The 24550-nt window shown below is 72.8% G+C and carries 25 protein-coding genes, 1 tRNA gene and 1 pseudogene; 12 read left to right on the plus strand and 15 right to left on the minus strand.

Annotated elements, in window-relative coordinates; genetic code table 11:
• From EBH09_RS13150 to EBH09_RS13160, 3 genes are all read right to left on the minus strand, one after another.
• Positions 1–377: cellulose binding domain-containing protein (locus EBH09_RS13150; protein WP_193776269.1), on the minus strand; the 377-nt coding region annotated here is incomplete at its 3' end.
• A gap of 130 nt (positions 378–507) precedes the next feature.
• Positions 508–1920 carry a HAMP domain-containing sensor histidine kinase gene (locus tag EBH09_RS13155; protein WP_121747132.1) on the minus strand — a complete coding sequence of 471 codons (1413 nt, stop codon included), beginning with the start codon at positions 1918–1920 and terminating at the stop codon, positions 508–510.
• Positions 1917–2657 carry a response regulator transcription factor gene (locus tag EBH09_RS13160; protein WP_193776270.1) on the minus strand — a complete coding sequence of 247 codons (741 nt, stop codon included), beginning with the start codon at positions 2655–2657 and terminating at the stop codon, positions 1917–1919. The genes EBH09_RS13155 and EBH09_RS13160 overlap by 4 nt, the downstream gene beginning before the upstream one ends.
• Before the next feature lie 140 nt (positions 2658–2797).
• On the opposite strand from EBH09_RS13160, the gene EBH09_RS13165 reads away from it, so the two are divergent.
• The gene (locus tag EBH09_RS13165) at positions 2798–3364 is read left to right on the plus strand and encodes a hypothetical protein (protein ID WP_193776271.1); all 567 of its coding nucleotides are present in this window, start codon (positions 2798–2800) and stop codon (positions 3362–3364) included.
• A 1-nt stretch (position 3365) separates the two neighbouring features.
• Here the strand turns inward: EBH09_RS13165 and EBH09_RS13170 are convergent, their stop codons facing one another.
• Positions 3366–4235, minus strand: a complete 870-nt coding sequence (locus EBH09_RS13170) for a fused MFS/spermidine synthase (protein WP_121747135.1) — start codon at positions 4233–4235, stop codon at positions 3366–3368.
• Between the two features lie 52 nt (positions 4236–4287).
• Complete coding sequence (locus tag EBH09_RS13175; RefSeq protein ID WP_193776272.1) at positions 4288–4671, minus strand: hypothetical protein; 384 nt, start codon at positions 4669–4671, stop codon at positions 4288–4290.
• 297 nt (positions 4672–4968) lie between these two features.
• On the opposite strand from EBH09_RS13175, the gene EBH09_RS13180 reads away from it, so the two are divergent.
• On the plus strand, positions 4969–6435 hold the full coding sequence (locus tag EBH09_RS13180) for a hypothetical protein (RefSeq protein ID WP_121747137.1): 1467 nt from the start codon (positions 4969–4971) through the stop codon (positions 6433–6435).
• Positions 6436–6523: 88 nt separating this feature from the next.
• On the opposite strand, the gene EBH09_RS13185 is transcribed toward EBH09_RS13180, so the two are convergent.
• Positions 6524–7120, minus strand: a complete 597-nt coding sequence (locus tag EBH09_RS13185) for a histidine phosphatase family protein (RefSeq protein ID WP_121747138.1) — start codon at positions 7118–7120, stop codon at positions 6524–6526.
• Between the two features lie 195 nt (positions 7121–7315).
• Here EBH09_RS13185 and EBH09_RS13190 point away from each other — a divergent pair, with 195 nt between their 5' ends.
• The 4 genes from EBH09_RS13190 to EBH09_RS13205 are packed head-to-tail and all read left to right on the plus strand — an operon-like array spanning position 7316 to position 12453.
• Positions 7316–8269 (plus strand): phosphatase PAP2 family protein, encoded by a 954-nt coding sequence (locus tag EBH09_RS13190; RefSeq protein ID WP_121747139.1) that lies wholly within the window; start codon positions 7316–7318, stop codon positions 8267–8269.
• Between the two features lies 1 nt (position 8270).
• Entirely contained in the window at positions 8271–9470 is a 1200-nt protein-coding gene (locus EBH09_RS13195) for a hypothetical protein (RefSeq protein WP_193776314.1), read from the plus strand.
• Entirely contained in the window at positions 9461–11095 is a 1635-nt protein-coding gene (locus EBH09_RS13200) for a hypothetical protein (RefSeq protein ID WP_193776273.1), read from the plus strand. Before EBH09_RS13195 ends, EBH09_RS13200 begins: the two co-directional genes overlap by 10 nt.
• A complete protein-coding gene (locus tag EBH09_RS13205; protein WP_121747140.1) occupies positions 11092–12453 on the plus strand; it encodes an AAA domain-containing protein in 1362 nt (453 codons plus the stop codon). The genes EBH09_RS13200 and EBH09_RS13205 overlap by 4 nt, the downstream gene beginning before the upstream one ends.
• Positions 12454–12740: 287 nt before the next feature.
• Here the strand turns inward: EBH09_RS13205 and EBH09_RS13210 are convergent, their stop codons facing one another.
• On the minus strand, positions 12741–13376 hold the full coding sequence (locus tag EBH09_RS13210; protein ID WP_202977428.1) for a WYL domain-containing protein: 636 nt from the start codon (positions 13374–13376) through the stop codon (positions 12741–12743).
• Positions 13373–13705: an HTH domain-containing protein gene (locus EBH09_RS38225; protein WP_202977429.1), complete on the minus strand. Its 333-nt coding sequence runs from the start codon at positions 13703–13705 to the stop codon at positions 13373–13375. Before EBH09_RS38225 ends, EBH09_RS13210 begins: the two co-directional genes overlap by 4 nt.
• A gap of 102 nt (positions 13706–13807) precedes the next feature.
• On the opposite strand from EBH09_RS38225, the gene EBH09_RS13215 reads away from it, so the two are divergent.
• Positions 13808–14173, plus strand: a complete 366-nt coding sequence (locus EBH09_RS13215) for a VOC family protein (protein ID WP_121747141.1) — start codon at positions 13808–13810, stop codon at positions 14171–14173.
• Positions 14174–14185: 12 nt separating this feature from the next.
• Here EBH09_RS13215 and EBH09_RS13220 read toward each other — a convergent pair whose 3' ends face one another.
• Complete coding sequence (locus EBH09_RS13220; RefSeq protein ID WP_121747142.1) at positions 14186–14617, minus strand: ATP-binding protein; 432 nt, start codon at positions 14615–14617, stop codon at positions 14186–14188.
• Between the two features lie 215 nt (positions 14618–14832).
• Between EBH09_RS13220 and EBH09_RS13225 the strand changes: the two genes are divergently transcribed.
• The 4 genes from EBH09_RS13225 (at position 14833) to EBH09_RS13240 (ending at position 17245) form a co-directional block, all read left to right on the plus strand.
• Positions 14833–15684 (plus strand): helix-turn-helix transcriptional regulator, encoded by an 852-nt coding sequence (locus EBH09_RS13225; protein ID WP_121747143.1) that lies wholly within the window; start codon positions 14833–14835, stop codon positions 15682–15684.
• 8 nt (positions 15685–15692) lie between these two features.
• Complete coding sequence (locus EBH09_RS13230; RefSeq protein ID WP_121747144.1) at positions 15693–15884, plus strand: DUF397 domain-containing protein; 192 nt, start codon at positions 15693–15695, stop codon at positions 15882–15884.
• Positions 15881–16075 carry a DUF397 domain-containing protein gene (locus EBH09_RS13235; protein ID WP_121747145.1) on the plus strand — a complete coding sequence of 65 codons (195 nt, stop codon included), beginning with the start codon at positions 15881–15883 and terminating at the stop codon, positions 16073–16075. Before EBH09_RS13230 ends, EBH09_RS13235 begins: the two co-directional genes overlap by 4 nt.
• Before the next feature lie 69 nt (positions 16076–16144).
• Positions 16145–17245 (plus strand): LLM class flavin-dependent oxidoreductase, encoded by a 1101-nt coding sequence (locus tag EBH09_RS13240; RefSeq protein ID WP_121747146.1) that lies wholly within the window; start codon positions 16145–16147, stop codon positions 17243–17245.
• On the opposite strand, the gene EBH09_RS13245 is transcribed toward EBH09_RS13240, so the two are convergent.
• Positions 17221–19116: an EAL domain-containing protein gene (locus EBH09_RS13245; protein ID WP_121747147.1), complete on the minus strand. Its 1896-nt coding sequence runs from the start codon at positions 19114–19116 to the stop codon at positions 17221–17223. The two genes, EBH09_RS13240 and EBH09_RS13245, sit on opposite strands and share 25 nt — an antisense overlap.
• A gap of 284 nt (positions 19117–19400) precedes the next feature.
• On the opposite strand from EBH09_RS13245, the gene EBH09_RS13250 reads away from it, so the two are divergent.
• Entirely contained in the window at positions 19401–20777 is a 1377-nt protein-coding gene (locus EBH09_RS13250) for a M6 family metalloprotease domain-containing protein (RefSeq protein WP_121747148.1), read from the plus strand.
• Between the two features lie 74 nt (positions 20778–20851).
• On the opposite strand, the gene EBH09_RS13255 is transcribed toward EBH09_RS13250, so the two are convergent.
• The 5 genes and pseudogenes from EBH09_RS13255 to EBH09_RS37815 form a co-directional block, all read right to left on the minus strand.
• Positions 20852–20925: transfer RNA gene (locus EBH09_RS13255), tRNA-Lys, on the minus strand.
• A complete protein-coding gene (locus tag EBH09_RS13260; protein ID WP_121747149.1) occupies positions 20916–21524 on the minus strand; it encodes a bifunctional DNA primase/polymerase in 609 nt (202 codons plus the stop codon). Before EBH09_RS13260 ends, EBH09_RS13255 begins: the two co-directional genes overlap by 10 nt.
• A 130-nt stretch (positions 21525–21654) precedes the next feature.
• The gene (locus tag EBH09_RS13265) at positions 21655–22014 is read right to left on the minus strand and encodes a hypothetical protein (protein WP_121747150.1); all 360 of its coding nucleotides are present in this window, start codon (positions 22012–22014) and stop codon (positions 21655–21657) included.
• Between the two features lie 164 nt (positions 22015–22178).
• Positions 22179–23747: a polysaccharide lyase family 1 protein gene (locus EBH09_RS13270; RefSeq protein ID WP_121747151.1), complete on the minus strand. Its 1569-nt coding sequence runs from the start codon at positions 23745–23747 to the stop codon at positions 22179–22181.
• 401 nt (positions 23748–24148) lie between these two features.
• A pseudogene (locus tag EBH09_RS37815) lies at positions 24149–24550 on the minus strand (hypothetical protein); the annotation flags it as partial.

The following is a 24550-nucleotide window of genomic DNA, read 5'->3' on the forward strand; positions in this document are numbered from 1 at the left end:
TCGGTGCCGTTGACGACCAGGCCGACCGTGACGGACTCGCCGGCCCGCAGACCGTCGCCGTCCCACTTCGGCGGGGTCACGGTGACGTGCTGCCCGCTGATGCTCGACTCGGCGTTCCACAGCGAGCCGAGCTTCGCGCCGGAGGGGAGGTCGAACTCCAGGGTCCAGACCGTCTTCGCCTGCCCGCTGTTGTTGGTGACCACGTACTGGGCGCTGTAGCCCGTCGACCACTCGCTGGTCTTCGTGTACGCGGCCCCGACTCCGGCCGCCTGGGCGGTGCTGGTGAACATCAGCGCGCCACCGCCGGCCACGGCCGCCGCGACGAGGGTGCCGATCGCCTTGTTCCTGCCACTGATCCTGCGTCGGTGCGTGCTCACGTGCCTGCCTTCGCTGTTCGCGTGCCCCCTGGGCGAGGGGTGCGCGGGGGTGGGGTGCGGCAGCACGCTAGCGAGCCGGAAACCGGCAAAGTGCCTGATCCGGACAGGGCTTGACGATCTTAGGGCGCGCTTAAGGAAGGGATCGGGACCGATTAATGGTCGCGGCCGGCCGGGACTGCCTGCGGCGGCGCACGGACCCCCGGTGTCCGCGCTGCCGGGCCGGCGCCGCCCGCCCGTCCAGCTGGATCCAGATCCGCACCTCGGTGCCGCCGAGCACGGAGGAGCCGATCCGTACGTCCCCGCCCGTCGACTCCGCCAGCCGGCGCACGATGTCCAGGCCGAGCCCGGTCGACCCGTCGCTGCCCGAGCCCCGGCCCCGGGCCATCGCCGCGGCGGGGTCGGGTATGCCCGGACCCGCGTCCGAGACGAGCACGATCACCGCGTCCTCGCCGTTGTGCAGGTCGACGGCGAAGGCCGTGCCCTCGGCGGTGTGCCGGAAGACGTTGCCGAGCAGGGCGTCGAGGGAGGCGGCCAGGTCCGCGCGGGCCACGGGTACGCGCACCGGCCGGTCGGCGCCGGCCACCCGCCACTTGCGGCCCTCGTCCTCGGCGAGCGCGGACCAGAAACCCATCCGCTCCCGCACCACCTCGGCCGCGTCGCACCCGGCGCCGGGGCCGGCCGCGGCCGTCTGCGGTTTGGCGTCCCGGGCGGTGCGGATGATCGTGTCGACCTCGCGCTCCAACTGCTCGACGGCGGCCCGGGTCTGGTCGGCGGCCGGCCCGTCGCCGAGCGAGGCCGCGTTGAGCCGCAGCACGGTCAGCGGGGTACGCAGCCGGTGGGACAGGTCGGCGGCCAGCTCCCGTTCGTTGGCCAGCAGCTGGACGACCTGGTCGGCCATGGAGTTGAACGCTACCGCCGCGAGGCGCAGTTCGTTCGGTCCCTCCTCCGGCACCCGCGCGCCCAGTTTCCCCTCCCCCAGCTCGTGCGCGCCCTCGACCAGGCGCTGTGCGGGCCGCACCATCCGTATGCCCAGCCGGTCGGCGACCGCGACCGAGCCGACGATCAGGGCGGCACCGACCGCGGCGAGCACCGCCCAGGCCGTGCCGACGCCGTTGGTGACCTCGGACTCGGGGACGTAGACCTCGACGACGGCGATCTCGCCGGAGCTGAGCGCGACCGGCTGGAGCAGCGTGGAGCCGCCGGTCACCTCCGTGGTGGAGGCGCGGCCCATCTCGCGTACGGCGGCGATGTCCTCGTCGGTGGCGCGCTGCCGGCCGATGTCGGTGCCGCCGTTGTCCTGGCCGGACGCCGGTATGTGCACGGCCATGCCGGCGTCCGAGCCCGCGGAGGCGACGACGCGCTCGAGCTGCTCGCGTTCGGTGGTGATGGACAGTGCCGGGGCGACGGCGGCGGCCTCCCGCTCCGCGTTGGAGAAGGCGCGGTCCCGGGCCATCTCCCGGATGACCAGTCCGAGCGGGACCGCGAAGGCGACCACCACCATCGCGGTGACCGCCAGCGAAACCTTGACCAGGGCCCATCTCATCGCGGCGGCTCCGCTCCGGGAAGCCCCGCGGCCGGCCCGGCGGACGACTCCGCGGGCGGCTCCAGCTTCACGCCGACACCGCGCAGGGTGTGCAGGTAGCGCGGCCGGGCCGCGGTCTCGCCGAGCTTGCGCCGCAGCCAGGACAGGTGGACGTCGATGGTCTGGTCGTCGCCGTAGGACTGCTGCCAGACCTCGGCGAGCAGTTCCTTGCGGGGGACGACGACTCCTGGCCGGCCGGCCAGGAAGGCGAGGAGGTCGAACTCACGGCGGGTCAGGTCGAGCCGGGTGCCGTCCAGTTCGGCCTGGCGGCGCAGCGGGTCGACGGTGAGGCCGCCGACCCGGATGACGGTCGACGGGGCCGCCTCCGCGGGGCCGGTCCGGGTGCGGCGCAGTACGGCCGCCATCCGGGCCGACAGGTGCTCGACGGAGAACGGCTTGGTGAGGTAGTCGTCCGCGCCCGCGTTCAACAGCCGTACGACCTCCGCCTCGTCGTCCCGGGCGGTGGCGACTATCACCGGTACGTCGGTGATGCCGCGCAGCATCTTCAGCGCCTCGGAGCCGTCCAGGTCGGGCAGGCCGAGGTCGAGGATCACCACGTCGAAACGGAAATGGGCGACCTCCCGCAGCGCCTCCAGTGCCGTACCGACGCTGCGCACGGTGTGCGAGGCGTCGGTCAGATGCCGGATGAGCGCCGAGCGTACGAACTGGTCGTCCTCGACCACGAGCACACTTGCCATGGGCGGCACCGTACGCCATGCGGGACGACCCGGCGCGGGCCTGTGGACAACTCCCGCCCGCCCCGTTCCGCCCCGGCTCCGCCCTCGCTCCGCCTCCGTTCGGGCGACACGCGTGTGGCCCGTGAGGCAGTATGGCCGCGATGCGCAGAGGACTCGTACACGTACTCGCCTGGCTGCTCGCCACCGGCGCGGCGGTCACGCTGTCCTGGTGGGGCGTTCACACGGTGATGGCGGGCACGGCCTACGACCGCCCCCGGGCCCTGCCCATCACGGCGGCCGACGCCTCCGTGCGGGAAGCGCGGGAGTCGGAGGACGCCGGTGGTTCGGGGTCGTCGGCCTCGTCCACCAGGCGGCCGTCTCCGTCGGGCAGCCCCTCGCCGGAGCCGAGCGGGACCGCCGACGAGCCGTCCCCCACCCCGTCGCGGGCCGCGCCGTCCGCCTCCGCCTCCGCCGAGTCTCCGCCGAGTCCCTCGCCCACCACGTCCGGCCGGGTCAGGAGTTACGACACCGACGGCGGCCGGGCGGTCTTCGACCTCGGTACGTCGTCCGCGTCCCTGGTGTCGGCGACGCCGGGCGCGGGCTGGTCGATGCAGGTGTGGAAGACGGAGTCGTGGATCCGGGTGGAGTTCACCTCGGGCGCGGACCGGGTGTCGGTGTTCTGCACCTGGCACGACGGGCCGCCGCGGGTGGAGATCGGCAGCTACTGAGTCACTTGAAGACGGACGGGGGCGGCGCCGGGGAGGCCACCGCCGCCGCGTCCGTCACGGGTACCGCGCCGCCGGTGAAGTCGGTCAGCGCGCGGCCGTGTTCCACGCGCGCGGGGTGCGGGTCGGAGGCGGCGCGGCGGGTGAGTTCGGCGACCGGCAGCGGGTGGTCGGAGGCGACGAGGACCGCGTTGCCGAAGCGTTTGCCGCGCAGCACGGCCGGGTCGGCGACGAGGGCGAGTTCCGGGAAGCGGTCGGCGGCGGTGGCGATCTGGCCACGCAGATGGGCGAGCGGCGGACCGTCGGCGAGGTTGGCGGCGTAGACCCCGCCGGGCGCGAGCGCGCGCCGGACCTCGTCCAGGAACTCGGTGGACGTCAGATGGGCCGGGGTACGGGCCCCGCTGAAGACGTCCGCGACGACCAGCTGTGCCCAGCCGTCGGGCACCTTGGCCAGCCCGGCGCGGGCGTCGGCGGAGCGCACCCGGATCCGCGCGCCGGAATCCAGGGGAAGCTCGCGGCGGACCAGTTGGACGAGGGCGGCGTCCTTCTCGACGACCTGCTGGGTGGAGCGGGGGCGGGTGGCGGCGACGTAGCGGGCGAGGGTGAAGGCGCCGCCGCCGAGGTGCACGGCCTGCACGGGCTTGCCCGGCGGGACGGCCGAATCGATGACGTGCCCGAGGCGGCGCTGGTACTCGAAGGACAGGTACGCCGGGTCGTCCAGGTCGACGTGCGATTGCGGGGCACCGTCGATCAGCAGCGTCCAGGCCCGGCTCCGCTCCCGGTCCGGGATCAGCTCGGCGAGCCCGCCGTCGACGTTCTCGGCGACGGCTTCGGCGGCAGCGCGCCCGCGGCGGGCGTTCCTGGACTTTCCCATCGGCCCATTATCGGCGCACCGGGACAACGCCGTACGGCCGGACCGGAACGCCTCAGCTGCAGCTGTCCGCGGCCTCGATGAGCCGGGCCGCCTCGCCCAGCGCGGCCCGCAGTACCGCGGGGTCGGTCGCCAGGTCCGCCTCGCCGGGCGGCAGCAGCCAGTCGGAGCCCTCCACGGGCGGCTCGGGGGCCGGGGCGAGGCCGAGTCCGCGGCCGTCCGTCTCCGTGCAGGTGCTTCCGGGCACGTCCCAGGCGGCGGCCGTGCCCGGGGGCACCAGGAACCCCAGGGTGTCGCAGCCGTCGTCGTGGATCACGGGACCGACCGCGTCACCGGCGCCCCTTCTGAGGATGTCGACCGCCTCCAGACCCTGCCGGGTCGGCACGGTGACGACGTCACAGGCGTCGCAGGGGGGATCGCTGAACCGTCTGGCATCCATCCCGGCCTCCACCACGGAACTCCTCCTCGGACGAGCGGGTCGGGAGTCGGGGGCCTCCCGGTCCACAGGGTTCAACGCGTCGGACCGTCAACGGCTACGGCAGAAGTCAGCCGCAAAGGATGGCACTTCATGGCAGATCGTGGATGAGATATCCGGTTTGTAGCCAAACACCGCGTGGCCGCTCCGTCACAGCCGGTACGTTCTTGCTCGCCGGAAACAGGGCTGACAAACGGAGAAACCCCTACAACTCACTCCTGTCCCGGCATGGTTCGACGGTTCGCACGAGAGGACCCGGCCATGGCGTCGTCAACGGTGACCTCCGCCCAGCCCGATCGGCCACCGCGGCCGAACCTCGCCTTCCGGCGGTTGCGCGGAAGCCGCTCGCCGGCCGAGTTCGCGGCGGCGGTACGCCGGGCCGCGCGTGAGATCGGCGAGCGGGTCAGCTGTGACGCGCGCTACATCGGCCGGGTCGAGGCGGGCGAGATCCGCTGCCCCAACTACGCGTACGAGCGGGTGTTCCTGCACATGTTCCCCGGTCGCACGCTCACCGACCTGGGGTTCGCGCCCCGCTCGTCGGTACGCGGGCGCCGGGCGCGCACCGAGGAGGACGCGCCCCCGGCGTACGCCGAAGGGCCTCCGCGCGCCCCGAGTGAGAAGCGGGGCACGAGCGAGCCGTATGAGACGCAGAACACGCATGACCCGCACGACAAGCAGTACCCGTACGACACGCACGACAACAACGAGGAGAGCGACGTGCTGCGTCGCGCATTCATGACGAGCGGTGCCACGGTGGCCGCCGTCTCGCTGGGGCCCCTGGGGCCCGCTCTCGACGCCGCGGCGGCCCAGCGCCCCGTGCGCCGGGCGGGGGCGGGCGACGCGAGCGCCCTCGAGGAAGCCGTCCGCCGGATCCGGCTGCTCGACGACCGGCACGGCGCCGACGGTCTCTACCGGCGCGCGGCGGCCCCGCTGCGTACCGCGTACGCGCTGCTGGACGCCGGCGCGACCCGGCAGGCGACGGCGGACCGGCTCTACTCGGGCGCCGGGGAACTGGCGATCTCCGTGGGCTGGCTGGCGCACGACTCCGGGCGCTTCGACGACGCGCGCTCCCACTACGCGGAGGCACTCGCCACGTCCCGGATGACCGGCGACGCGGGTCTGGAGGCGCACGCCTTCTGCAACATGGCGTTCCTGGCCCGCGACGCCGGGCGCCCGCGCGAGGCGGTACGGGCGGCCCAGGCCGCGCAGCGCGCCGCCCGCCCGCTGGGCTCGGCCCGGCTGATGTCCCTGCTCGCGCTGCGCGAGGCGGGCGGATGGGCGGGGCTGGCCGACCGCGTCGGCTGCGAGCAGGCGCTGGCACGCGCGCAGGCCTTCTTCGGGCGGGGCCCGTCGGACGCCGACCCCGAGTGGATGAGCTTCTACGGCCCGGCCGAGCTGGAAGGGCTCGAGGCCCAGTGCTGGTCCACCCTGGGCGACTGGCCCCGGGCGGCCCGGCACGCGCGCCGAGCGGCCGAACTGCAGGACCCGCACTTCACCCGGAACCTCGCGCTGTACTCGGCGGAACTGGCGGACGACCTGGCGCGCGGCGGCCGGCCCGACGAGGCGGCGGGGGCGGGCATGCGGGTTCTGGACCTGCTGGGCGAGGTCCAGTCGTCACGCGTCCAGTCGATGCTGTCCGCGACGGCACGGGTGCTCCTCCCGCACCGGCGGGCATCGGACGTCTCGGCCTTCCTGGACCGCCACGCCGCGCTGCCGCGAACGGCGTGAACCCGGTCACCACTCCGCCCCCAGCTGCGGGCAGTCGTGCCGCCGGGCAGCGCACCCCCGCGCACCCGCACCGGCACCGGCACCCACGTCAGCCCGCCAGATGCCCCAGGTCGTTCCAGCTCTCCAGCGCCGGCTCCCCGTAGGCCCACCCCAGCACCGACAGTGACGTCGGGTTCAGCCGTATCCGTGCCGCGAAGTCCAGCGGCAGCCCCAGCCACCGGGCCCCGATCGACCGGAGAATGTGCCCGTGGGCGAAGACGAGCACGTCGCGGTCCGCCTCACGCGCCCACGCGACGACCTCGTCCGCGCGCGCGGTGACGTCCGCCAGGCTCTCCCCCTCGGGAACGCCGTCCCGCCAGATCAGCCAGCCGGGCCGGACGGCCTGGATCTCGTCCGGCGTCATGCCCTCGTACGCCCCGTAGTCCCACTCCATCAGCGTGTCCCAGGCCCGGGCCCGCTCACCGAAGCCGGCCAGCTCGCAGGTCTCGCGCGCGCGGGCCAGCGGGCTGGTGCGCACCTCGACGCCGGGCAGCCCCTCCAGCGGCGCCCGGTGCAGCCGCTCGCCGAGCAGCTTGGCACCGCGCCTGCCCTCCTCCAGGAGCGGCACGTCGGTCCTGCCGGTGTGTCTGCCGGACAGCGACCACGCCGTCTGTCCGTGCCGGGCCAGCAGGATGCGCGGTGCCATGAAGGGGCCTTTCCGGGAGAAATGTCGGAGGGGACCACCCCATCATCGCGCACGCCGCGCGCGGGCAACCCGGCGGGCGATCCCGGCGTCTATCAGGGCCGAGGGCACCCGGTGAAGCGGGGCGCACCAAGGCCGTAGAGTGTCACGTCCGTGTCGGTCAGGCGCGCGCGAGAACGAAGGGGGAGGGCGATCGGATTGCCGCACACCGAGACACCGGGCACCGAGGCGGCCCCCAAGACTCGACTGCGCTGGTGGACCGAACTGCCGCTCATCCTCCTCGTCTACGCCTTCTATTCAGCGGGCCGGCTCATGGTCCGGGGTGACGTCGCCGACGCCGTCGACCACGGCCTGGCCATCCTGCGAATAGAGAAGGCGCTGTTCCTCAACGCGGAGCACCCGCTCAACCGCCTCTTCACCCGCGAACCGTGGATCGGCATACCGGCCGACTTCTGGTACGCGTCGCTGCACTACCTGGTCACCCCCGCACTCCTCATCTGGATCTTCCGCTCGCGCACCGTGCGCTACCGGGCCGCCCGTACCTGGCTGATGACGTCCACGTTCATCGGTCTCGTCGGCTTCACCCTGCTGCCGACCTGCCCGCCCCGGCTCCTGGACGCGAGCCACGGCTTCGTCGACACGATGGCCCAGTACAGCTCGTACGGCTGGTGGGGCGGCGAGGCGAGCGCGCCGCGCGGCCTGGGCGGGATGACCAACCAGTACGCGGCCATGCCGAGCCTGCACGTCGGCTGGGCGCTGTGGTGCGGGGTGATGCTCTGGCGCTACGGCGGCACGCGCACGACGAAGGTGGCCGGCGTCGTCTACCCGCTGGTGACCACGATCGTGGTGATGGGCACCGCCAACCACTACTTCCTCGACGCCGTCGCGGGCGCCGCGGTGATGAGTGCGGGACTGCTGCTGACGCCGTACGTGCTGCGGACGGCGGACCGGGTGCGGACCCGGATCGCGGCCCGTTTCACACCGGCCGCACAGGCCCCGGCGGGCGCGAGTTCCACGATTGTCAGTGGTGGATGCCAGACTTCCGCGGGTGAGCGATTCCCACGGCAGCGCGAGCAGCGGTTCGGACCAGGAGCCGAGCCGGACCCCTCCCCCGCGGACGCGGGGGACGAGACTCCGGCACCGGCTCGCTGAGCTGCGCGGTCCCGACGTACCGGCCAAGGCGCTGGACGCGCGGGCCCTGGCCGCCCTCGCCGCCAATCCCGGGTGCCGCCGGCGCGCGATCCTCGACGGTGCCGGAGTGGACAAGGCCTCGCTCGCGAGCGCGCTGGGCTCGCCGTCGGTCTTCGGGCAGTCGCAGTTCGCGTTCATGCGGGGCAACGCCTTCGAGGCTCGGGTCAAGGCGGACGGCGGCGCCGAGCTGCTGCGGCTCGTGCACGAGAAGCTGGACCGGGGCGCCGAACCGCCCGCCGGCGCGCATGTGCCCGACCTGTCCGCGACCGGCCCGGAGGGCCGCGCGGCGCGGACGTCGCTGGCCCTGCGGGAGGCCACCGGCACGCCCGGGACCTGGACGCTGCTCGACCACCCGATGCTCGCCCTCGACGTCGCCGGGTCCCCCGCGTTCCTGGAGCCGGACGCCGTGGTGGTGCACCCGGACGGCGGTTGGACGGTCGTCGAGATCAAGTCCTTCCCCATGCTGGACGGCTCCGCCGACCCGGCGAAGGTCGGCGCCGCCGCGCGGCAGGCCGCGGTGTACGTGCTGGCCCTGGAGCGGGTCGCCGCCCGGCTGGATCCCGCACCGCGCGTGCGCCACCGCGTGCTCCTGGTCTGCCCCAAGGACTTCTCCAACCTGCCCACCGCCTCCGCCGTCGACGTGCGCAAGCAGCGCGCGGTCACCGACCGCCAGCTGGCCCGGCTGACCCGCGTCGAGGACATCGCCGACACGCTCCCCGACGGCGTCTGCTTCTCCCCCGAGCTGCCGGCCGAGGAGCTGACGGCCGCGGTCGAGGCGGTCCCGGCGACGTACGCGCCCGAGTGCCTGTCCGCCTGCGAGCTGGCGTTCCACTGCCGCGCCCGGTCCCGCGAGGCCGGCGCGGTGACCTCGCTGGGCCGCCCGGTCCGGGCCGAGCTCGGCGGCCTGTCGACGGTGGAGGAGGTACTGGCCGCGGCCCGCGGGGAGACCGGCGATCCCGACGACCCGGCGGTGGCCGCCCTGCGCAGGGCGGCCCGGCTGCGCGCGGAGGCACTCGCGACGGCCGGCATCGGGGCCGACGGGAGCGGGCTCCATGGGACCGGCGGGACCGGCGGGACCGGCGGGACCGGCGGGACCGGCGGGACCGGCAGGAGCGGCGGGAGCGGCGGGAGCGGCGGGAGCGGGGTGGCCGGGTGTCCCTGATCACGACGCTCGCCCGCCTGGAGGCCGTGCGCACCGGACACGCCCAGCCCGCCGCCACCATCCGCCACCGGCACCTGTCCGGCCGTCCGCTGGTCTTCGTACCGCTGATCACCGCGGGTGAGGCCGGTGCCCCGCTGGGCGCCCTGGTCGGCACGGACCGGGACGCGCCGCACCTGCTGGTCGTGCCGCAGCCCCGCGACCGCGACCTGCGCTTCGCGTTCCTGGCCGAGCTGGCCGGCATCGTGCTGCCGCACGTCGAGGCGTACGCCGACAGCGTCGAGGCCGCCGAGCGCACCGAGACCGACCCGGAGACGGGCAAGCGGGTCAAGGTCGAGGTCGACCTGTGCGCGGACGCGGCGCAGCTGATCGTGCCGAGCCGGGCCGGTATCGACTTCGTACGGCTGCTTGGCCGGTCGATGCGTTTCCGGCGTACGGCGGAGGAGGACCCGGAGACACCGCACCCCGCGCCGCCGAGGGTGCCGCTGCTCGGCCGGTGGCTGACCCACTACGGCGAGCGGGCCCGGGTCCCCGGGTCCTCCCTCCTCCTCGCCATGACCGACCTGCTGGGCCGGCACTGGGCGACCGGGCAGTCCACGCTGGAGGACCAGCACCTGGGGGCGCTGCTGGCCTGGATCGCCCCGGAGGCCGGCGGCGAGGGGCTGACCGGCGCACAGGCCGCACGGCGGGCCGAACTGGCACGCGACGCCGACGGCCAGCTGCTGTGCCCGCCCGCGGGCCCGGCGACCGACCCGGCCTTCGACAACAAGCTGCTCGCGCCCGCCATCGAGCGCTACGACCGCGCGCGCACCGCGCTCGCCGCCGCCGAGGACGGCCTGGAGGCCGACGAACGGCTCGGCGCGCTCACCGCCGCCGAGCTGGAGATCCGCACCCTGGTCGAGAGCCGTACGCGGCCCACCTGGGACACGGTGTGGCGGGGCCTGGACCTGCTGCGGGAGCTGCCCGCCGGGGCGCATGTCGAGGACCGCTGGACCCGCGACCGCTGGTCGTTCACGTCCCACCGCGACCGCATCCTGTCCGGCGAGCCCCCGCAGCCGCGCCGGGACGACGCGGTGACCGCGGCGAACAAACTCGCCACGCGCGAGCGTGAACAGGCCCGGCTGGAGGCTCAGGAGGCGCTGGACGATCCGCTGGTGATGGCCGGGCGGCGGCTGTCCGGCGAGGCGTTCGCCGGGGAGGTCACCGACGTGGTCATGGCGTACAGCGAGAGCAAGCGGCCCAGTCCGCGCCCGCTGGTCACGGTCCGCACGGACGACCGGCCGCACCTGGGCGAGCGCGTGAAGGTCTACCGGTCGCTGGGCGGCAAGCCGCAGGCGGCGGAGTACGTCGGACCGGCCGGTGCGGACGGGGACGGCACCGAGGGCGGGGACGGTGGCGGACTGGTCCTGCGGATCGTCGACAAGATGGGCCGCGGCAAGGAGCCCGAGGCCGGGTCGGTGCCCGAGAAGGGCGACCTGGTCTGCTTCACCCTCTTCGAACACGAGCAGCGGGGCGGGGCGAAGCTGCCCGACCCGGACCAGACCCCGTGGACGCACGGGGGACCGCCCGGCGAGGCGGCGGCCGTACCGGAGGCCGCCGACGCCCGGACGGAGGAGGACATCCTGTGACCGCCGACGCCACCACCGCCCCCGTCGAGGCCGGCTTCGACCCGGGCGCCGAAGCCGCCCGCGCCACCGCCGCGATCCTCCACGACACGCTGCACGGCACCGAGCGCGGTGTCGTCGTCGACTCCCCGCCCGGCGCCGGCAAGTCCACGCTGGTCGTACGGGCGGCGCTGGAGCTGGCCGAGGCGGGCCGGACCCTGATGGTCGTGGCGCAGACCAACGCCCAGGTCGACGACCTGGTTCTGCGCCTCGCCGAGAAGAACCCCGAGCTGCCGGTGGGCCGCCTGCACAGCAGTGACGCCGACCCGTACGACAAGGCGCTCGACGACCTGGCGAACGTACGCAAGTCGGCGAAGGCCGCCGATCTCGCCGGACAGGCCGTCGTCCTGTCGACCGCCGCGAAGTGGGCGCACGTCAAGGTGGACGAGCCGTGGCGGCACGCGATCGTCGACGAGGCGTACCAGATGCGCTCGGACGCGCTGCTGGCGGTCGCCGGGCTGTTCGAGCGGGCGCTGTTCGTGGGCGACCCGGGTCAGCTGGACCCGTTCGCGACGGTGGGCAGCGAGCAGTGGGCGGGGCTGTCGTACGACCCGTCGGCCTCCGCGGTGACCACACTCCTCGCCCACAACCCCGCCCTCCCCCAGCACCGGCTGCCGGTGTCGTGGCGGCTCCCGGCGTCGGCGGCACGGCTCGTCTCCGACGCGTTCTACCCGTACACGCCGTTCCGCAGCGGCACGGACCACGGCGACCGGGGTCTGTCCTTCGCGGTGGCGTCGGACGGCTCGGGCCCCGACCAGGTGATCGACGAGGCCGCACGCTCGGGCTGGGGTCTGCTGGAGCTGCCCGCCGGTCACACGCCGCGCACCGATCCGGAGGCCGTACGGGCGGTGGCGGCGGTGGTCCGGCGGCTCCTCGACCGGGAGGGCGCTGCGACGTCCGAGCGCTCCCCCGACCCCGCTCCCCTGACGTCCGCCCGCATCGCCGTCGGCACCGCGCACCGGGACCAGGCGGCGGCGGTCCGGGCCGCGCTGGCCGACCTCGGGGTGACCGAGGTGACAGTGGACACGGCGAACCGTCTCCAGGGCCGCGAGTACGACGTCACCGTCGTCCTCCACCCGCTCTCCGGCCGCCCCGACGCCACCGCCTTCCACCTGGAGACGGGCCGCCTGTGCGTCCTGGCCTCCCGGCACCGGCACGCGTGCATCGTGGTCTGCCGGGAGGGTGTGAGCGAGCTGCTGGACGACTATCCGTCCACGGAGCCGGTCCAGCTGGGAACGCTGGTCAAGTTCCCGGACGGCTGGGAGGCCAACCATGCGGTGCTGGCACACCTGGCACAGCACCGGACGGCCTGGCGGCCCTGAACCACCACTCCGGCACCTGCCCAGCAGCCGAACAACACGCCCCCCGCCGGACGGAGTCCGGCACGCCGCCGCGCGGCCTGGACACCGAGGTCGGTGACGGCGGCGTACTCGTCTCGGGCGGCCGGCGTCAGCGGATCGCCATCGCCCGCCCGTGCTGCTGAAGCCACCTGCACGGTGCTGCTGGTGGCCCGCACCGAGCTCCCGCCGGCCGCCTCGGAGGCGAGCGGCCAGGGGCGGGGACTGCCGCCACGGCGAGGACACTCTTGGTCGTTCTGTTCTTGGGGCGCTCATTTGAGAGGTGAGTGAACAGTTTCGCCGGAAGTGTTCACGGTTGCGGGACGGTGGGTGTGAGCGGTGCGGGCCGCGAGCCGGTGGATCAGCCGACGGGCCGGTTCCGGATCGACGACCTCGATGTGGTCGCTGAACTGGAGCAGTTGCCGCACTCCGTCCAGTCCGCCGTACGCCACGGTGATCTCGACCCGCCCGTCGCCGTCCTGCCGGTCACTCACCGTCCGGAGCCGGGCGCCCAGGATGCGGCGGGCCAGGTCGATGCTCCCGGCATCGACGCGTGCCGTCACGACGACGTCCTGTCTGCCCTCCAACACCTCGCCCAGTTCCCGCGCCGTGCCCACGAGGTCGGCGCCGGGCCGGAGCCGCCGGTCGGTGTCCAGCACCTTCCAGCCCTCCAGGCGGGTGAGGGCGAACATACGCGGACGCCCGTCACGATCACCCACGAGGTACCACCGCCCGGCCCGCTCCACCAGCCCGTAGGGGTCGACCACGAAGTCCTCGGCGGCCGCCGCACCACTGCGCCGGTAGCCGATCCGCAACCGCCTCCCCTTACGCAGGTCCCGCACCAGCGCCGCGACATCGGGCAGCGGTGCGGCCTCCCCGAACCAGGGCCGGTTGTCGATGGCGATCACGTCAACCAGGGCCAGCGGCAGTTCGTCCCGGGCGGGCGGCGGCGGCCGACGCGGCGGGCACGCTCGGGATCGAGCCCGACGGCCCGCAGCAGGTCCGCCTCACCGGTCGTCAGCTTCGACAGGTCGGCCTGATCACCGGGCAGCAGGCTGATGCCGCCGTACTTCCCCCGCTCGGTGAGGACGGGGATGCCCGCGTCGACAAGCGCCCGCACGTCGCGCAGCACCGTTCTGGTCGAGACCCCCAGCTCGTCGGCCAGCGACTCGGCCGTGGCCCGCCGACGCGCCTGCAGCGCCGCGAGGAGCTCGATCAGACGTTGCGGTCGACTCATGCGCCGGGCTTCCTCACCTGAATACGACAGACCGTGTCATGTTCTCAGACGAGGCTGACACCGACGGCCGGAACCGGCCCACTCGGAAGGAGCCCGACACCCATGTCCGCACCCAACCTCTTCCTCGTCCACGTCAGCGACGTCGAGCGCTCGACGTCGTTCTACGCCGACTTGTTCGACATCGAGCCGGTCATGACCACCCCGCGCTACGTGCCCTTCGAGGTCGCCCCGGGCGTACTGTTCGCCCTCTGGAGCGGCCGCGCGGACCAGGTCGCGCCGTCGACGCCACGCACCTCGGAGGTCGGCCTGATGGTCCCGGGTCCCCCGGCGGCGATCGACGACATCCACGCCGCGTGGACCGCCAAGGGCGCCACCGTGGTCGAACCACCCCACGACGAGGTCTTCGGCCGCACCTTCGTCGTCGCGGACCCGGACGGCAACCTCATCCGGGTCTCCCCCGTCGACTGACCAACACCGGCTTCACGCCGTCCGTGTCACGGCTGCCGGGGCGGTACCCAGTTCGCACCACACGTACTTGCCCCGGTCGCCCTCCCTCGCCAGCGGCTGCCACCCCCACACGTCGGCACAGGCCCGGACCATCGCCAGCCCCCGCCCGTCCTCCCGTTCCAGGGCCCGGTCGAACGACTGCGGCGGCTCGGGCGGCGACGGGTCCGCGTCCCAGGCCCTGGTCCGCAGCACGCCCGCCGCCCAGCGAACCCGCAGGGCGGCGGGCCCCTTGGTATGCCGTACGGCGTTGGAGACCAGCTCCGTCGCCAGCAACTCCGCGAGGTCGACCAGCCGGATCAGTCCGTGCACCGTCAGGATCAGCCGGAGCGTGCGGCGGCAGACGGTGACGGCACGGGGGTCGTTCGGGATGTAGAGGGAGTACTCCCACGGATCGTTTTCGGGCATGCGGACTCCTCCGGAGACGTGGCGGGGGTGAGGTTCGGTGGCATTGCCGCAGCCGTCATGGCAGGACAGAGCGGTGCGCTTCCGACACCCAATGAGTCACGATGAGCTATCGTCGCGTCACCGACGGTAGACCTATCTTTTTAAGTCTTGCAAGCCGGTCACGTAATCTGGCCCCGAACGAGGCGTACACAGTGGCGCGTTGATAAGGAGCTGAGATGGCACTGAGGCGTGATCCGACGGCACGTCAGCTGCGTTTGGCGGTCGAGTTGCGCCGACTCCGAGACGCAGCCGGCCTCCCGGCACGTGAGGCGGCGGCGTTGCTGGGCGTGAGCCCCGCTCAGATCAGCCAGATCGAAGCGGGACTGGCCGGCGTGAGTGAGAAGCGCCTGCGCCGTCTTGCGGGCCATTACGTATGCACGGACGAGGCACTGATCCGCTCTCTGGTCGCCATGGCGACCGACCGGACACGCGGCTGGTGGGAGCAATACCGCGGAGTGCTGCCCACCCCCTTCCTCGACCTCGCCGAGTTGGAGCATCACGCGGTCTCACTGAGAGAGGTTCAGTTCCTGTACATCCCCGGCCCTCTCCAGACGGAGGACTACGCTCGCGCTGTCTACTCCTACAGGGTCCCCGAACTTCCCCGCGAAGAGGTCGAACTGCGCGTCCGGCATCGCATGCAACGCAAGGTGATCCTCGAACGCCCCGACCCCACTCCTTACCGGGCCGTCATCCACGAAGCAGCCCTGCGCGTCATGGTCGGCAACCGCGCTGCCGCACGTGCCCAACTCACCCGCCTCGCCGAGCTGTCCGAAGAAGAGCACATCCGCGTGCGGGTGATCCCCTTCGAACTGGAAGGGTTCGCCGGCGCCGGGAGCGCCATGACTTACGCGGAGGGCGCCGTCCCAAGGTTGGACACCGTGGTCCGCGACGCACCCCACGGCGCGGCCTTCATCGACTCGGAAGCACAGCTCAGTGCCTTTCGAACGCTATTCCGTAAAGTGGAGGCCGCATCGATCGACCCCGAACATTCGCGCGACTTCGTTCACAAGCTGGCGAAAGGGCTGTGAGGCACCCCGTGGAGAGCACCCTCGGCAAATGGAGGAAGTCCAGCTACTCGGGCTCCGGTGACGGTGACTCCTGCGTGGAAATCGCGAGCGAGCCAGTCCGGGTGGCGATACGCGACTCCAAGGACCGCACCTACGGCGCCCTCACCTTCCCCGTCTCCGCCTTCACCGCATTCCTCGACACCCTCAAGGCCGAGCGATGACGGCGCCCGCCGACTGGCACAGGTCCTCCTACTCCGGCGGCGGTGAAGGCAACGACTGCGTCGAGGTGGCCCACCGCCACCCCCGCATAGCCGTCCGCGACTCCAAGGCTCCCGCCCGAGCCACTCTCACCTTCCCCACCCCCGCCTTCAACGCCTTCCTCAGCACCCTCAAGACCTCCACCGGGGAATAACCGGAGACACCCTCCTGTTACGCCGCGCAGCGACCCGCGCGAATGTCACGACACAGGAGGCACCCCACCATGCCCGCAGACGCCGCAGAGGAGATCCGGGGCACCGCCCACGGCACCGCTCCCGTCCCCCTCTCCGTACTGGACCTGGTGACCGTCGGCGCCGGCCGCACCGCCACCGACGCCCTGCGGACCAGCGTGGACATCGCACGCCTCGCGGAGCGGCGCGGCTTCCACCGGTACTGGGTCGCCGAGCACCACTCGATGCCCGGCGTGGCCTCCTCCTCCCCCGCGGTGATCCTCGCCCACCTGGCCGCCCACACCGACCGCGTCCGGCTCGGCTCGGGCGGTGTCATGCTCCCGAACCACGCGCCCCTCGTCATCGCGGAGCAGTTCGGCACCCTCGAAGCCATGGCCCCCGGCCGCGTCGACCTCGGCCTCGGCCGCGCCCCCGGCACGGACGGGGCCACCGCCGCCGCCCTGCGCCGCACCGACCGGCTGAACGAGGGCGCCGACGACTTCCCGCAGCAGCTCGCCGAGCTGATCCGGTTCCTGGACGACGACTTCCCGGACGGGCATCCGTACCGCAGGATCCACGCCGTCCCGGGCCCCGTGCAGGCGACCTCGCCCGGCGGCGTCCAGTCCCCGCACCGGCCGCCGGTCTGGCTGCTCGGCTCCTCCGGTTTCAGCGCCCGGCTGGCCGGCACCCTCGGGCTGCCGTTCGCCTTCGCGCACCACTTCTCGGCGCAGAACACCGTCCCGGCGCTGGACCTGTACCGGGAGTCCTTCCGGCCGTCCGCCGTCCTCGACGCCCCGTACGCCCTGATCGGCGTCTCCGCGCTCGCGACCGACGACGAGAAGGAGGCCCGCCGGCAGGTGCTGGCCGCCGCGCTGAACATGGTCCGGCTGCGCACCGGGCGCCCCGGGCTGGTGCCGACGCCGGAAGAGGCCGAGGCGTACGACTTCAGCCCGATGGAGGAGGAGTTCGTGGCGTCCTGGAACTCCAACGTCATCCACGGCACCGCCGACGAGGTCCGGTCCGGCCTCGACGATCTCCAGAAGCGCACCGGCGCCGACGAGCTGATGCTCACCGCCAACGCCCACGGCGGCGACGTACGGCTGCGCTCCTACGAGCTGATCGCCGACGCCTACGGGCTGCCGACGCCTGCCTGAACGCCGGCCGCTCCGGGCCCGGCGGGGCCCAGCAGCGCGGAGATACGATCCGGCGACACCGGTCGGGAGTACAGCCAGCCCTGACCGGTGTCGCAGCCGATGCGGCGCAGGCGGGTCGCCTGGTCGGACGTTTCCACGCACTCGGCGGTGACGGTCAGGCCGAGCCGGTGGGCGAGCTGGACCATCGCCTCGACGATGACCTCGTCGGCCGGGTTCGCGGCGCAGGCGTCCGCGGACGCCTCAACCCCGGCACCCGCGTCGACCTTGTCGTACTGGAAGCCCCGTACGAAGGCGCCGTCCAGCTTCAGGACGGAGACCGGCAGCCGGCTCAGGTACGCCAGGTTCGAGTAGCCGGTGCCGAAGTCGTCGATGGCGATGTGGACGCCCATGTCGCTGAGCGCCTTGAGGGCCTGGAGCGGGCGGCCCGCCGAGCCCATCACCGCCGACTCCGTCAGCTCCAGCTGAAGCAGGTGCGGGGCGAGGCCGGTCTCCTCCAGGGTGGCCGCCACGTCCGCGACCAGGTCGGAGTCCCAGACCTGGCGGACCGCCACGTTGACGCTGACGAAGATCGGCGGATCGTCCGGGTGGGCCAGCTGCCAACGGCGGGCCTGGTGGCAGGCCGTGCGCAGGATCCAGCGGCCGAGGGGAACGATCGAACCGTCCTCCTCCGCCAGTGCGATGAACCGATTCGGCGCCAGTACGCCGAACTGAGGATGATTCCAGCGGATGAGCGCCTCGACGCCCCGCACCCGGCCGTCCTCCATGCCGACCAGCGGCTGGTACTCCAGGGCGAACTCGCCGCGCTCGATGGCGGGGCGGAGCGTGGCGGCGAGGGCCTGGCGGGTCATGCGGTTGGCGTTGCGCTCGGGGTCGAAGAGCGTCCAGCGGGCCCGGCCGTCGGCCTTGGCCCAGTACAGGGTGGTGTCGGCGGCCTGCATCAGGGCGGTGGGGGTGGTGCCGGCGGTGTGGCGTTCCACGACGCCGACCGACGCGGTGACCGAGAGGCGGCGGTCGCACAGCTCGAAGGGCGCCTGGAGCGCCGTGAGGACCGATTCGGCCAGGTCGGCGAGCTGGTCGGTGCCGGTGGAGTCCTCCACGAGCAGGGCGAACTCGTCGCCGCCGAGCCGGGCCACCAGCGGGGCGCCGGACCGCGCGTGGGCGGCTTCCTCCGCGCAGCGCGTGAGGCGTTCGGCGACGGCGGCCAGCAGCCGGTCGCCGACGCGGTGGCCGAGGGTGTCGTTGACGGCCTTGAAGCCGTCCAGGTCCAGGTAGCACACGCCGATCCGGCCGGTGCCGCCGTGCTCGTACGACTCCGCCTCCAGCGCGGCCGTCAGGCGCTCGAAGAACAGCGCGCGGTTGGGCAGCCGGGTCACCGGGTCGTGCATCTGGAGGTGGCGCAGCCGGGCCTGGAGTTCACGCCGTGCACTGATGTCGGCGACCGACAGCAGCAGGCCGCCCGGCACCTCCCCCGGCTCGGCCAGGGGCGCGACCGTCACCTGCACCCACAGGGAGTGCCCGTCGGCCCCCTTGAGCCGCCGGGTGCAGCGCAGCCGGGGCTGCCGGCCTCGCAGCACCTCGCGGTACGCGTGCCAGGTCCCGGCGTCGGAGACGAGGTCGACGAGGTCGGCGGCCGCGCAGCCGGCCAGCGAGGCCGGGTCGGTGCCGAGCAGGTTGCCCAGCGTGTCGTTGGCGCTGACGACCAGGCCCTCGGCGTCGACGACGGCCATGGCGAGGGGGGCGGCCGCGAACGCCGAGTGGTAGGTCGGGGGCCCCGTACACGGCGTACGAGGAGCCAGGTAGTTGTCACTCTCTGTGACGGCCGACCGGTCGAGGTCTGCCGCGGACGCCGGCCCTTCGGAGGTTCCGTTCACCGCTCGCTCCCGCAGTGCCTCGATCTCTGTTCGTGCTCTGTTCGTGCAGGAAAGTGTGCCGATCATAGAGGCTGCCACCGAGCCCTTCCAGCCGCCGTACCGCGGTTCGGACCGAGTGACCCCCCTGGCAGATCGTTTCTGCCCACACCTGGACGGGTTCTACATGCCCCCGACCAGTTGTGACGTTCCGTGAGTGTCCTCGGGGTGTCGACCAGAGGGCCTCCCGCGAAATCACCGGCGGCTCACCCATCCGGTGCAGGCAAACAGGGCGTAGTACGACAATCATGCACAAGCTGGGTGCGGTGTCCCGTCAACCGCACCCGGAGGTCCATGTGCCGCGCCAGCTCCCTCTGAGGCGACTTCCCCGGGAGACCCTCAAGGGGCTCGGCCCGGTCCGCCGGGCGGCGGGGGCGCCCCGCTCCAGACTGCGCAGTACGGCGGCGGTGTGCACCACGATGTCGGCGCTCGCCGCGACCTCCCTGATCACCGCCCCCTCGGTCGCCGAGCCCTTCTCCCCCGAGCCCTGCGCGCTCCAGCGCACCGACGTGCACCACTCCGAGGGCCTGGACACCTGGAACGCCGCCTACCCGCGGCCCGTCCGCGCCCTGGACGCGGTGATGGTGTTCCTGTCCTTCCCCGACTCCCAGCCGCTGACCGCGCCCGCCGAACTCGCCGCCGACCACTTCCCGGCCACCACACGCTTCTTCCAGCGCGCCTCCTACGGCACGTTCTCGCTCCGCCCGCACCCGCTGCCGAGCTGGATCCCCATGCCACGGCCGTCGACGGCGTACGACATACAGCGTGACTGGAGCCCCGAGCACCGGGCCGCCTACCTGCGCGACGCGATGGACGCCGCCGACCGGCACGTCGACTTCTCCCGCTACGACATCGTCTACTTCGTCGCGGACCCGGACGCGCCCGGCGTGGACTCCGACGCGACGAAGGTCGTCAACCTGGACGCCCCGATGCGGGCCGACGGCACCGACATCCGGCGGGTCGTCACGGTCTTCGAGAACCACCCGCCGGACCGGCTGGTCCTGGCCCACGAGACCGGGCACGTCTTCGACCTGCCGGACCTGTACCACCGGCCCGTCGACGGCAAGGGCGACTGGGACACGCACGTCGGCGACTGGGACCTGATGGGCAGCCAGTTCGGGCTCGCCCCGGATCTCTTCGGCTGGCACAAGTGGAAGCTGGGCTGGCTGGAGCCCCGGCAGGTGGCGTGCGTGCGCGGCAGCGGGCCCACCCGGCTGACGCTGGAGCCGCTGGGGGCCGGGCCGGGAGTGGTGGTGGCCGGCGCCGCCGGGACGCCGGCCTTCGGCCTCGGGCGCGGTACGAAGCTGGCCGTGGTGCGCACGGGCGCGGACAGCGTGCTCGCCTTCGAGGCACGGGGGCCGGCCGGCAACGACGTCGCCGCCTGCCGGGCAGGGGTGCTGGTGTACCGGGTGCGGAGCGGGACGGAGTCCGGGGGCGGGCCGATCGAGGTGATCGACGCCCATCCGGACACCGAGGCCTGCTGGGAGGACTCGGTCTACCCCCCGCTCGCCGACGCTCCGGTGAGCCTCGGCGAGAGTTTCACGGTGCCGGAGGAGGACGTACGGGTGGAGGTGGAGGGGCGGACGGCGTCAGGGGCGTGGACGGTGCAGGTCACGCCGGGGTGAGACCGACGCCTTCCGGGCGCTCCCGAGCACGCGAGAAGGCCCCTCGCCTGAGCGAGGGGCCTTCTCGTTGTCTGTGCGCCGCCAGGGACTCGAACCCCGGACCCGCTGATTAAGAGTCAGCTGCTCTAACCAACTGAGCTAGCGGCGCCTGCTGACGTCGTAGACCTTAGCATCCTGGTCGGCGGGAGGAAAAATCGAAATCCGCACCGCCGCGCGGGCCGCCCGTACGGCCGCCCAGAGCAGGATCTCGGGACCCGGCAGCCACGGCAGGCGAGTGTCCGGCGCCACCAGCCAGCGGGAACCGGAACGCGCGGGTCCGCCCACAGGAGCCGGCACCGTCACCGCGTCCCCGGCACCGTGGCACAGCAGCGGGGGCACCTCGCCGGTGCGGCCGCCCGCCCGGCCACGCGCGCCCCACTCCTCCCAGTCCAGCAGCGACGGCAGCCGCTGGGCCGTGCCCGGCGCGGCGAACAGCAGCATCCGGCCCCGGAACTCGGCCACCGGGCCGGACCCCGGCCCCTCGTCCCACATCCGGTCCAGCATCCGGCGCCCGAAGACCGCGGGGGCGCTCACCACGTCGAAGACGGCACCGCAGGGCAGGACGACGGGAGCCTGGGGCCGCTCCTCCCAGAAGGCGAGCGTGCTGCGCGGGTACGGGCCCGCCGTGGCCAGCCAGGCGGCACCGTCGGAGGTGGCGTCCGAGACGTGGGACGTGGCGTCGGGGATGACATCGCGTGTGCTGCTCATGACGCATACATCTACCCGGCGTGAGGAGACAGCTCCGCTGGGTTGCGGGAAACCGGGACAGGAGAGAGGGGGAGGGAGTATCTTGCCCACTCGCCTGGCATATGCGGACAAGCTAGTCGGGGTGGTCGGGCTAGTCGGGATGCACGCCGCCCTCGCCGCCGCGCATCAGGTCGCGCCCGAACTCCACCATCTTCTTGGCGTAGTCCTCGGTCCACTCGGCCCGCTCGGCGATGTCCGCCGGCGTCAGCCGGTCGAAGCGGCGCGGATCGGCGAGCTGCGCCGCCGCCATCGCCTGGAACTCCATCGCCCGGTCCGCCGCCGCGCGGAAGGCCTGCGTCAGTTCGGTCGCCCGGTCCAGCAGTGCCCGGGGGTCGTCGATCGACTCGAGGTCGAAGAAGTGCTCGGGGTCGGCGGACGCCTCCGCCGGCTCGAAGAGCAGGGGCGCGGGGCGTAGCCGCGGTTCGTTCCGACGCGGCGTGGGCTCCGCCATGTCTTCTCCTCCTCGTACGTACGGCGGCCCTCCCCCGCGGGCGGGGGCACTCCCGGTGGAGTGGGCCACCGTCCATTGTCCCGCGCCCACGCAAGAGGGCGAGGCCGTGCCGGCAGGCGAATACCGGACACTCCCCGCCCACTCTCTCGCGACCCTGCCGCTCGCTAGCCGGCGTAGGTCTCGAACTCGGCGACCTTCGGCGTGCCACTGGAGCCGGTGATCTCGAAGGTGACCTTCCTCAGCGAGGTCGCGGCGAAGTCGATGACGCCTGCTCCGCTGCCGGAGGCCAGGACGGAGCCGGTGTCGTGGTTGACCACCCGCCAGGATCCGATGGCGCCCTCGGAACCCGACGCCTCCCGGATGACGATCTTGGAGACCGTGGTGGCGGATCCCCACTTCACGGAGACGGAACCGGTCGAGCCGGACGGGGACCAGTAGGTGCCCATGTCGCCGTCACGGACGTTGCCGTAGCTCGTCCCGTCGGCCTTGGAGGAGCCGTCGGAGCCAGCCCCGATGCTGAGGTTGGTTCCGGTGGGCGGGCCAGTGGGGTCGGGGTCGGTCGGGTCCGGGTCCGGGTCGGTGGGGCCGGGGTCGGTCGGACCCGGGTCGGTCGGGTCCGGGTTCTGCGGCGTACAGCTGCCGTCCGAGACCTTCAGTCCCTTGCCGGCACCCGCCGTCTGGCTCACGACGCCCGGCACGCAGTCGGCCGCGTCGAGGCTGTAGGAGTACGGGATGCTGACGCTGGTGTTGGACTGCGGGTTGGGCCCGGCGGGGTTGTTGTCGCCCTCGCGCTCGGACCAGGTGACGTTGTCGAAGATGTTGCCGCTGACCTGCCAGGAGCCGGCCTGGTCGGTGTAGAAGGTGCCGAGGACGTCCTTGGAGTCCTCGAAGTAGTTGTTGTCCACCTTGGCCTTGGCGCCGGCCCGGGAGTTGATGCCGGACTCGTTGAGGCTCACGTAGTGGTTGTTGTAGATGTGGGCCGTGCCGCCGCGCAGCAGGGGCGCGCGGGAGTCGATGTTCTCGTACTTGTTGTGGTGGAAGGTCACGTAGCCGTTGGAACGGTCGCTCTCGCTGGAGCCGATCAGGCCACCGCGGCCGGAGTTGCGCAGGACGCTGTAGGACAGGGTCACGTACTGGGTGTTGTCCTTCATGTCGAAGAGACCGTCGTAGCCCTCCGACTCCCCGCCCGACGCCTCCAGGGTGGTGTGGTCGACCCAGACGTTGCGGACGCCGCTCTCCATCCCGATGGCGTCGCCGCCGTTGGACGTGGGCGAGCCCGACTTCTTGACGTTCCGGACGGTCACGTTCTGGATGATGATGTTGCTGGACTCCCGTATGTGGATGCCCAGTTGGTCGAACACGGCGCCGCCGCCGACCCCGACGATCGTGACGTTGCTGATCTGCTTCAGCTCGATCTTGTCCGCGGCGGTGCTGCAGCTGTCGCCCGACACCTTGCTGGTGTTGCCGTGGTTGATCGTGCCCTCGACCTCGATGGTGATCGGGGTGCTGCTGCTGGCGCGGCCGCACAGGGCCTGGTGGATCGCGGTTCCGGTGGTGGCCCGGACCGTCCGTCCGCCCGCACCGCCGGTCGTGCCGCCGTTCTGGGTCGCGTAGCCGGTGGCGCCACTGGCCGCTGCCGCCGCCTCGGGCATCGACAGCACCACACCGGTCGCGGCGGCGACAGCCAATGTGGCCAGCGCCGCGTGGAGTCGCAGCGTGACTGGTCGTCTCATCCTCGGTCTCCCCATTCGTCTTCACATGACGGAACGAACACTCTGTCGTGATCACGTCAACACGACAGTCGGGAAAGCGCTTTCTCGGCGTGAGAATAGGGGGGCCTTCGAGGGCTGGCAAGAGATTGGACGCGTTCAACAAACGGATCGGTGTCCACATAGGTGAACCGGCTCCCTCTGTGTCATGGAGCCGATGTGCACCCCGCGCGGAGCTGCGGTACGATCATCCTGCCAGCTCGCGGGGCTCAACCCCCAACGGTCGGCAGTGCGTTGGTGGTCCAAGGAAAGACGCCCCACTTCCCGTGGGGAAATGCAGGTGCAAGGCCTGCCCAGCGCTCCGGTCGAAGAACCCCGGCCCGCTTCAGCGGACCGGGGTTCTTTCGTGCCGGTTCGAGTCCTGGTCAGCCGAGCTTGGCCGCCTGCGTCGACCACGGCGGCCGGCTGCTCGAACGCCTCGCCCCGGCTGGATCGCCGCGATGTTGAAGACGAGAACCGGCGAGCGTGGTGCCCCGCCGGAAGACGACCGCCTTCGTCTCCACGGGCTCGTCGTCCGTCTTCGTCCCCACCGTCCGGGCGACGGCGTCCTCACCGACCGCGAGCTTCTCCCCGGTGACCTTGGTGACCTTGGTGACCTTGGTGACCTGCTGCTTCTCCCCGTCGATGGTCATGGCGAAGCCCTCGGCGCACTTCTCGCCGGCCTCCCGCAGCGTGCCGAGCGCCCGCTCCGCGCCGTCGGCGTCGCAGGACCGGCACTCCGCCCGGTCCCCGAAGACCGCCGGAGCGCCGGCCTCCGGTGGCCCCGC

The organism is Streptomyces sp. E2N166 (genome assembly GCF_003671715.1).
Taxonomy (GTDB): Bacteria; Actinomycetota; Actinomycetes; order Streptomycetales; family Streptomycetaceae; genus Streptomyces; species Streptomyces thinghirensis.

Coding starts and splice junctions, on each gene's coding strand:
- EBH09_RS13260 (WP_121747149.1), bottom strand. CDS start 21,524: ATGAGCAGCACACGCGATGTCATCCCCGACGCCACGTCCCACGTCTCG.
- EBH09_RS13225 (WP_121747143.1), top strand. CDS start 14,833: ATGGCACTGAGGCGTGATCCGACGGCACGTCAGCTGCGTTTGGCGGTC.
- EBH09_RS13250 (WP_121747148.1), top strand. CDS start 19,401: ATGCACAAGCTGGGTGCGGTGTCCCGTCAACCGCACCCGGAGGTCCAT.
- EBH09_RS13155 (WP_121747132.1), bottom strand. CDS start 1,920: ATGAGATGGGCCCTGGTCAAGGTTTCGCTGGCGGTCACCGCGATGGTG.
- EBH09_RS13265 (WP_121747150.1), bottom strand. CDS start 22,014: ATGGCGGAGCCCACGCCGCGTCGGAACGAACCGCGGCTACGCCCCGCG.
- EBH09_RS13170 (WP_121747135.1), bottom strand. CDS start 4,235: ATGGGAAAGTCCAGGAACGCCCGCCGCGGGCGCGCTGCCGCCGAAGCC.
- EBH09_RS13160 (WP_193776270.1), bottom strand. CDS start 2,657: ATGGCAAGTGTGCTCGTGGTCGAGGACGACCAGTTCGTACGCTCGGCG.
- EBH09_RS13180 (WP_121747137.1), top strand. CDS start 4,969: ATGGCGTCGTCAACGGTGACCTCCGCCCAGCCCGATCGGCCACCGCGG.
- EBH09_RS13185 (WP_121747138.1), bottom strand. CDS start 7,120: ATGGCACCGCGCATCCTGCTGGCCCGGCACGGACAGACGGCGTGGTCG.
- EBH09_RS13240 (WP_121747146.1), top strand. CDS start 16,145: ATGCCCGCAGACGCCGCAGAGGAGATCCGGGGCACCGCCCACGGCACC.
- EBH09_RS13270 (WP_121747151.1), bottom strand. CDS start 23,747: ATGAGACGACCAGTCACGCTGCGACTCCACGCGGCGCTGGCCACATTG.
- EBH09_RS13235 (WP_121747145.1), top strand. CDS start 15,881: ATGACGGCGCCCGCCGACTGGCACAGGTCCTCCTACTCCGGCGGCGGT.
- EBH09_RS13165 (WP_193776271.1), top strand. CDS start 2,798: ATGCGCAGAGGACTCGTACACGTACTCGCCTGGCTGCTCGCCACCGGC.
- EBH09_RS38225 (WP_202977429.1), bottom strand. CDS start 13,705: ATGAGTCGACCGCAACGTCTGATCGAGCTCCTCGCGGCGCTGCAGGCG.
- EBH09_RS13220 (WP_121747142.1), bottom strand. CDS start 14,617: ATGCCCGAAAACGATCCGTGGGAGTACTCCCTCTACATCCCGAACGAC.
- EBH09_RS13215 (WP_121747141.1), top strand. CDS start 13,808: ATGTCCGCACCCAACCTCTTCCTCGTCCACGTCAGCGACGTCGAGCGC.
- EBH09_RS13175 (WP_193776272.1), bottom strand. CDS start 4,671: ATGGATGCCAGACGGTTCAGCGATCCCCCCTGCGACGCCTGTGACGTC.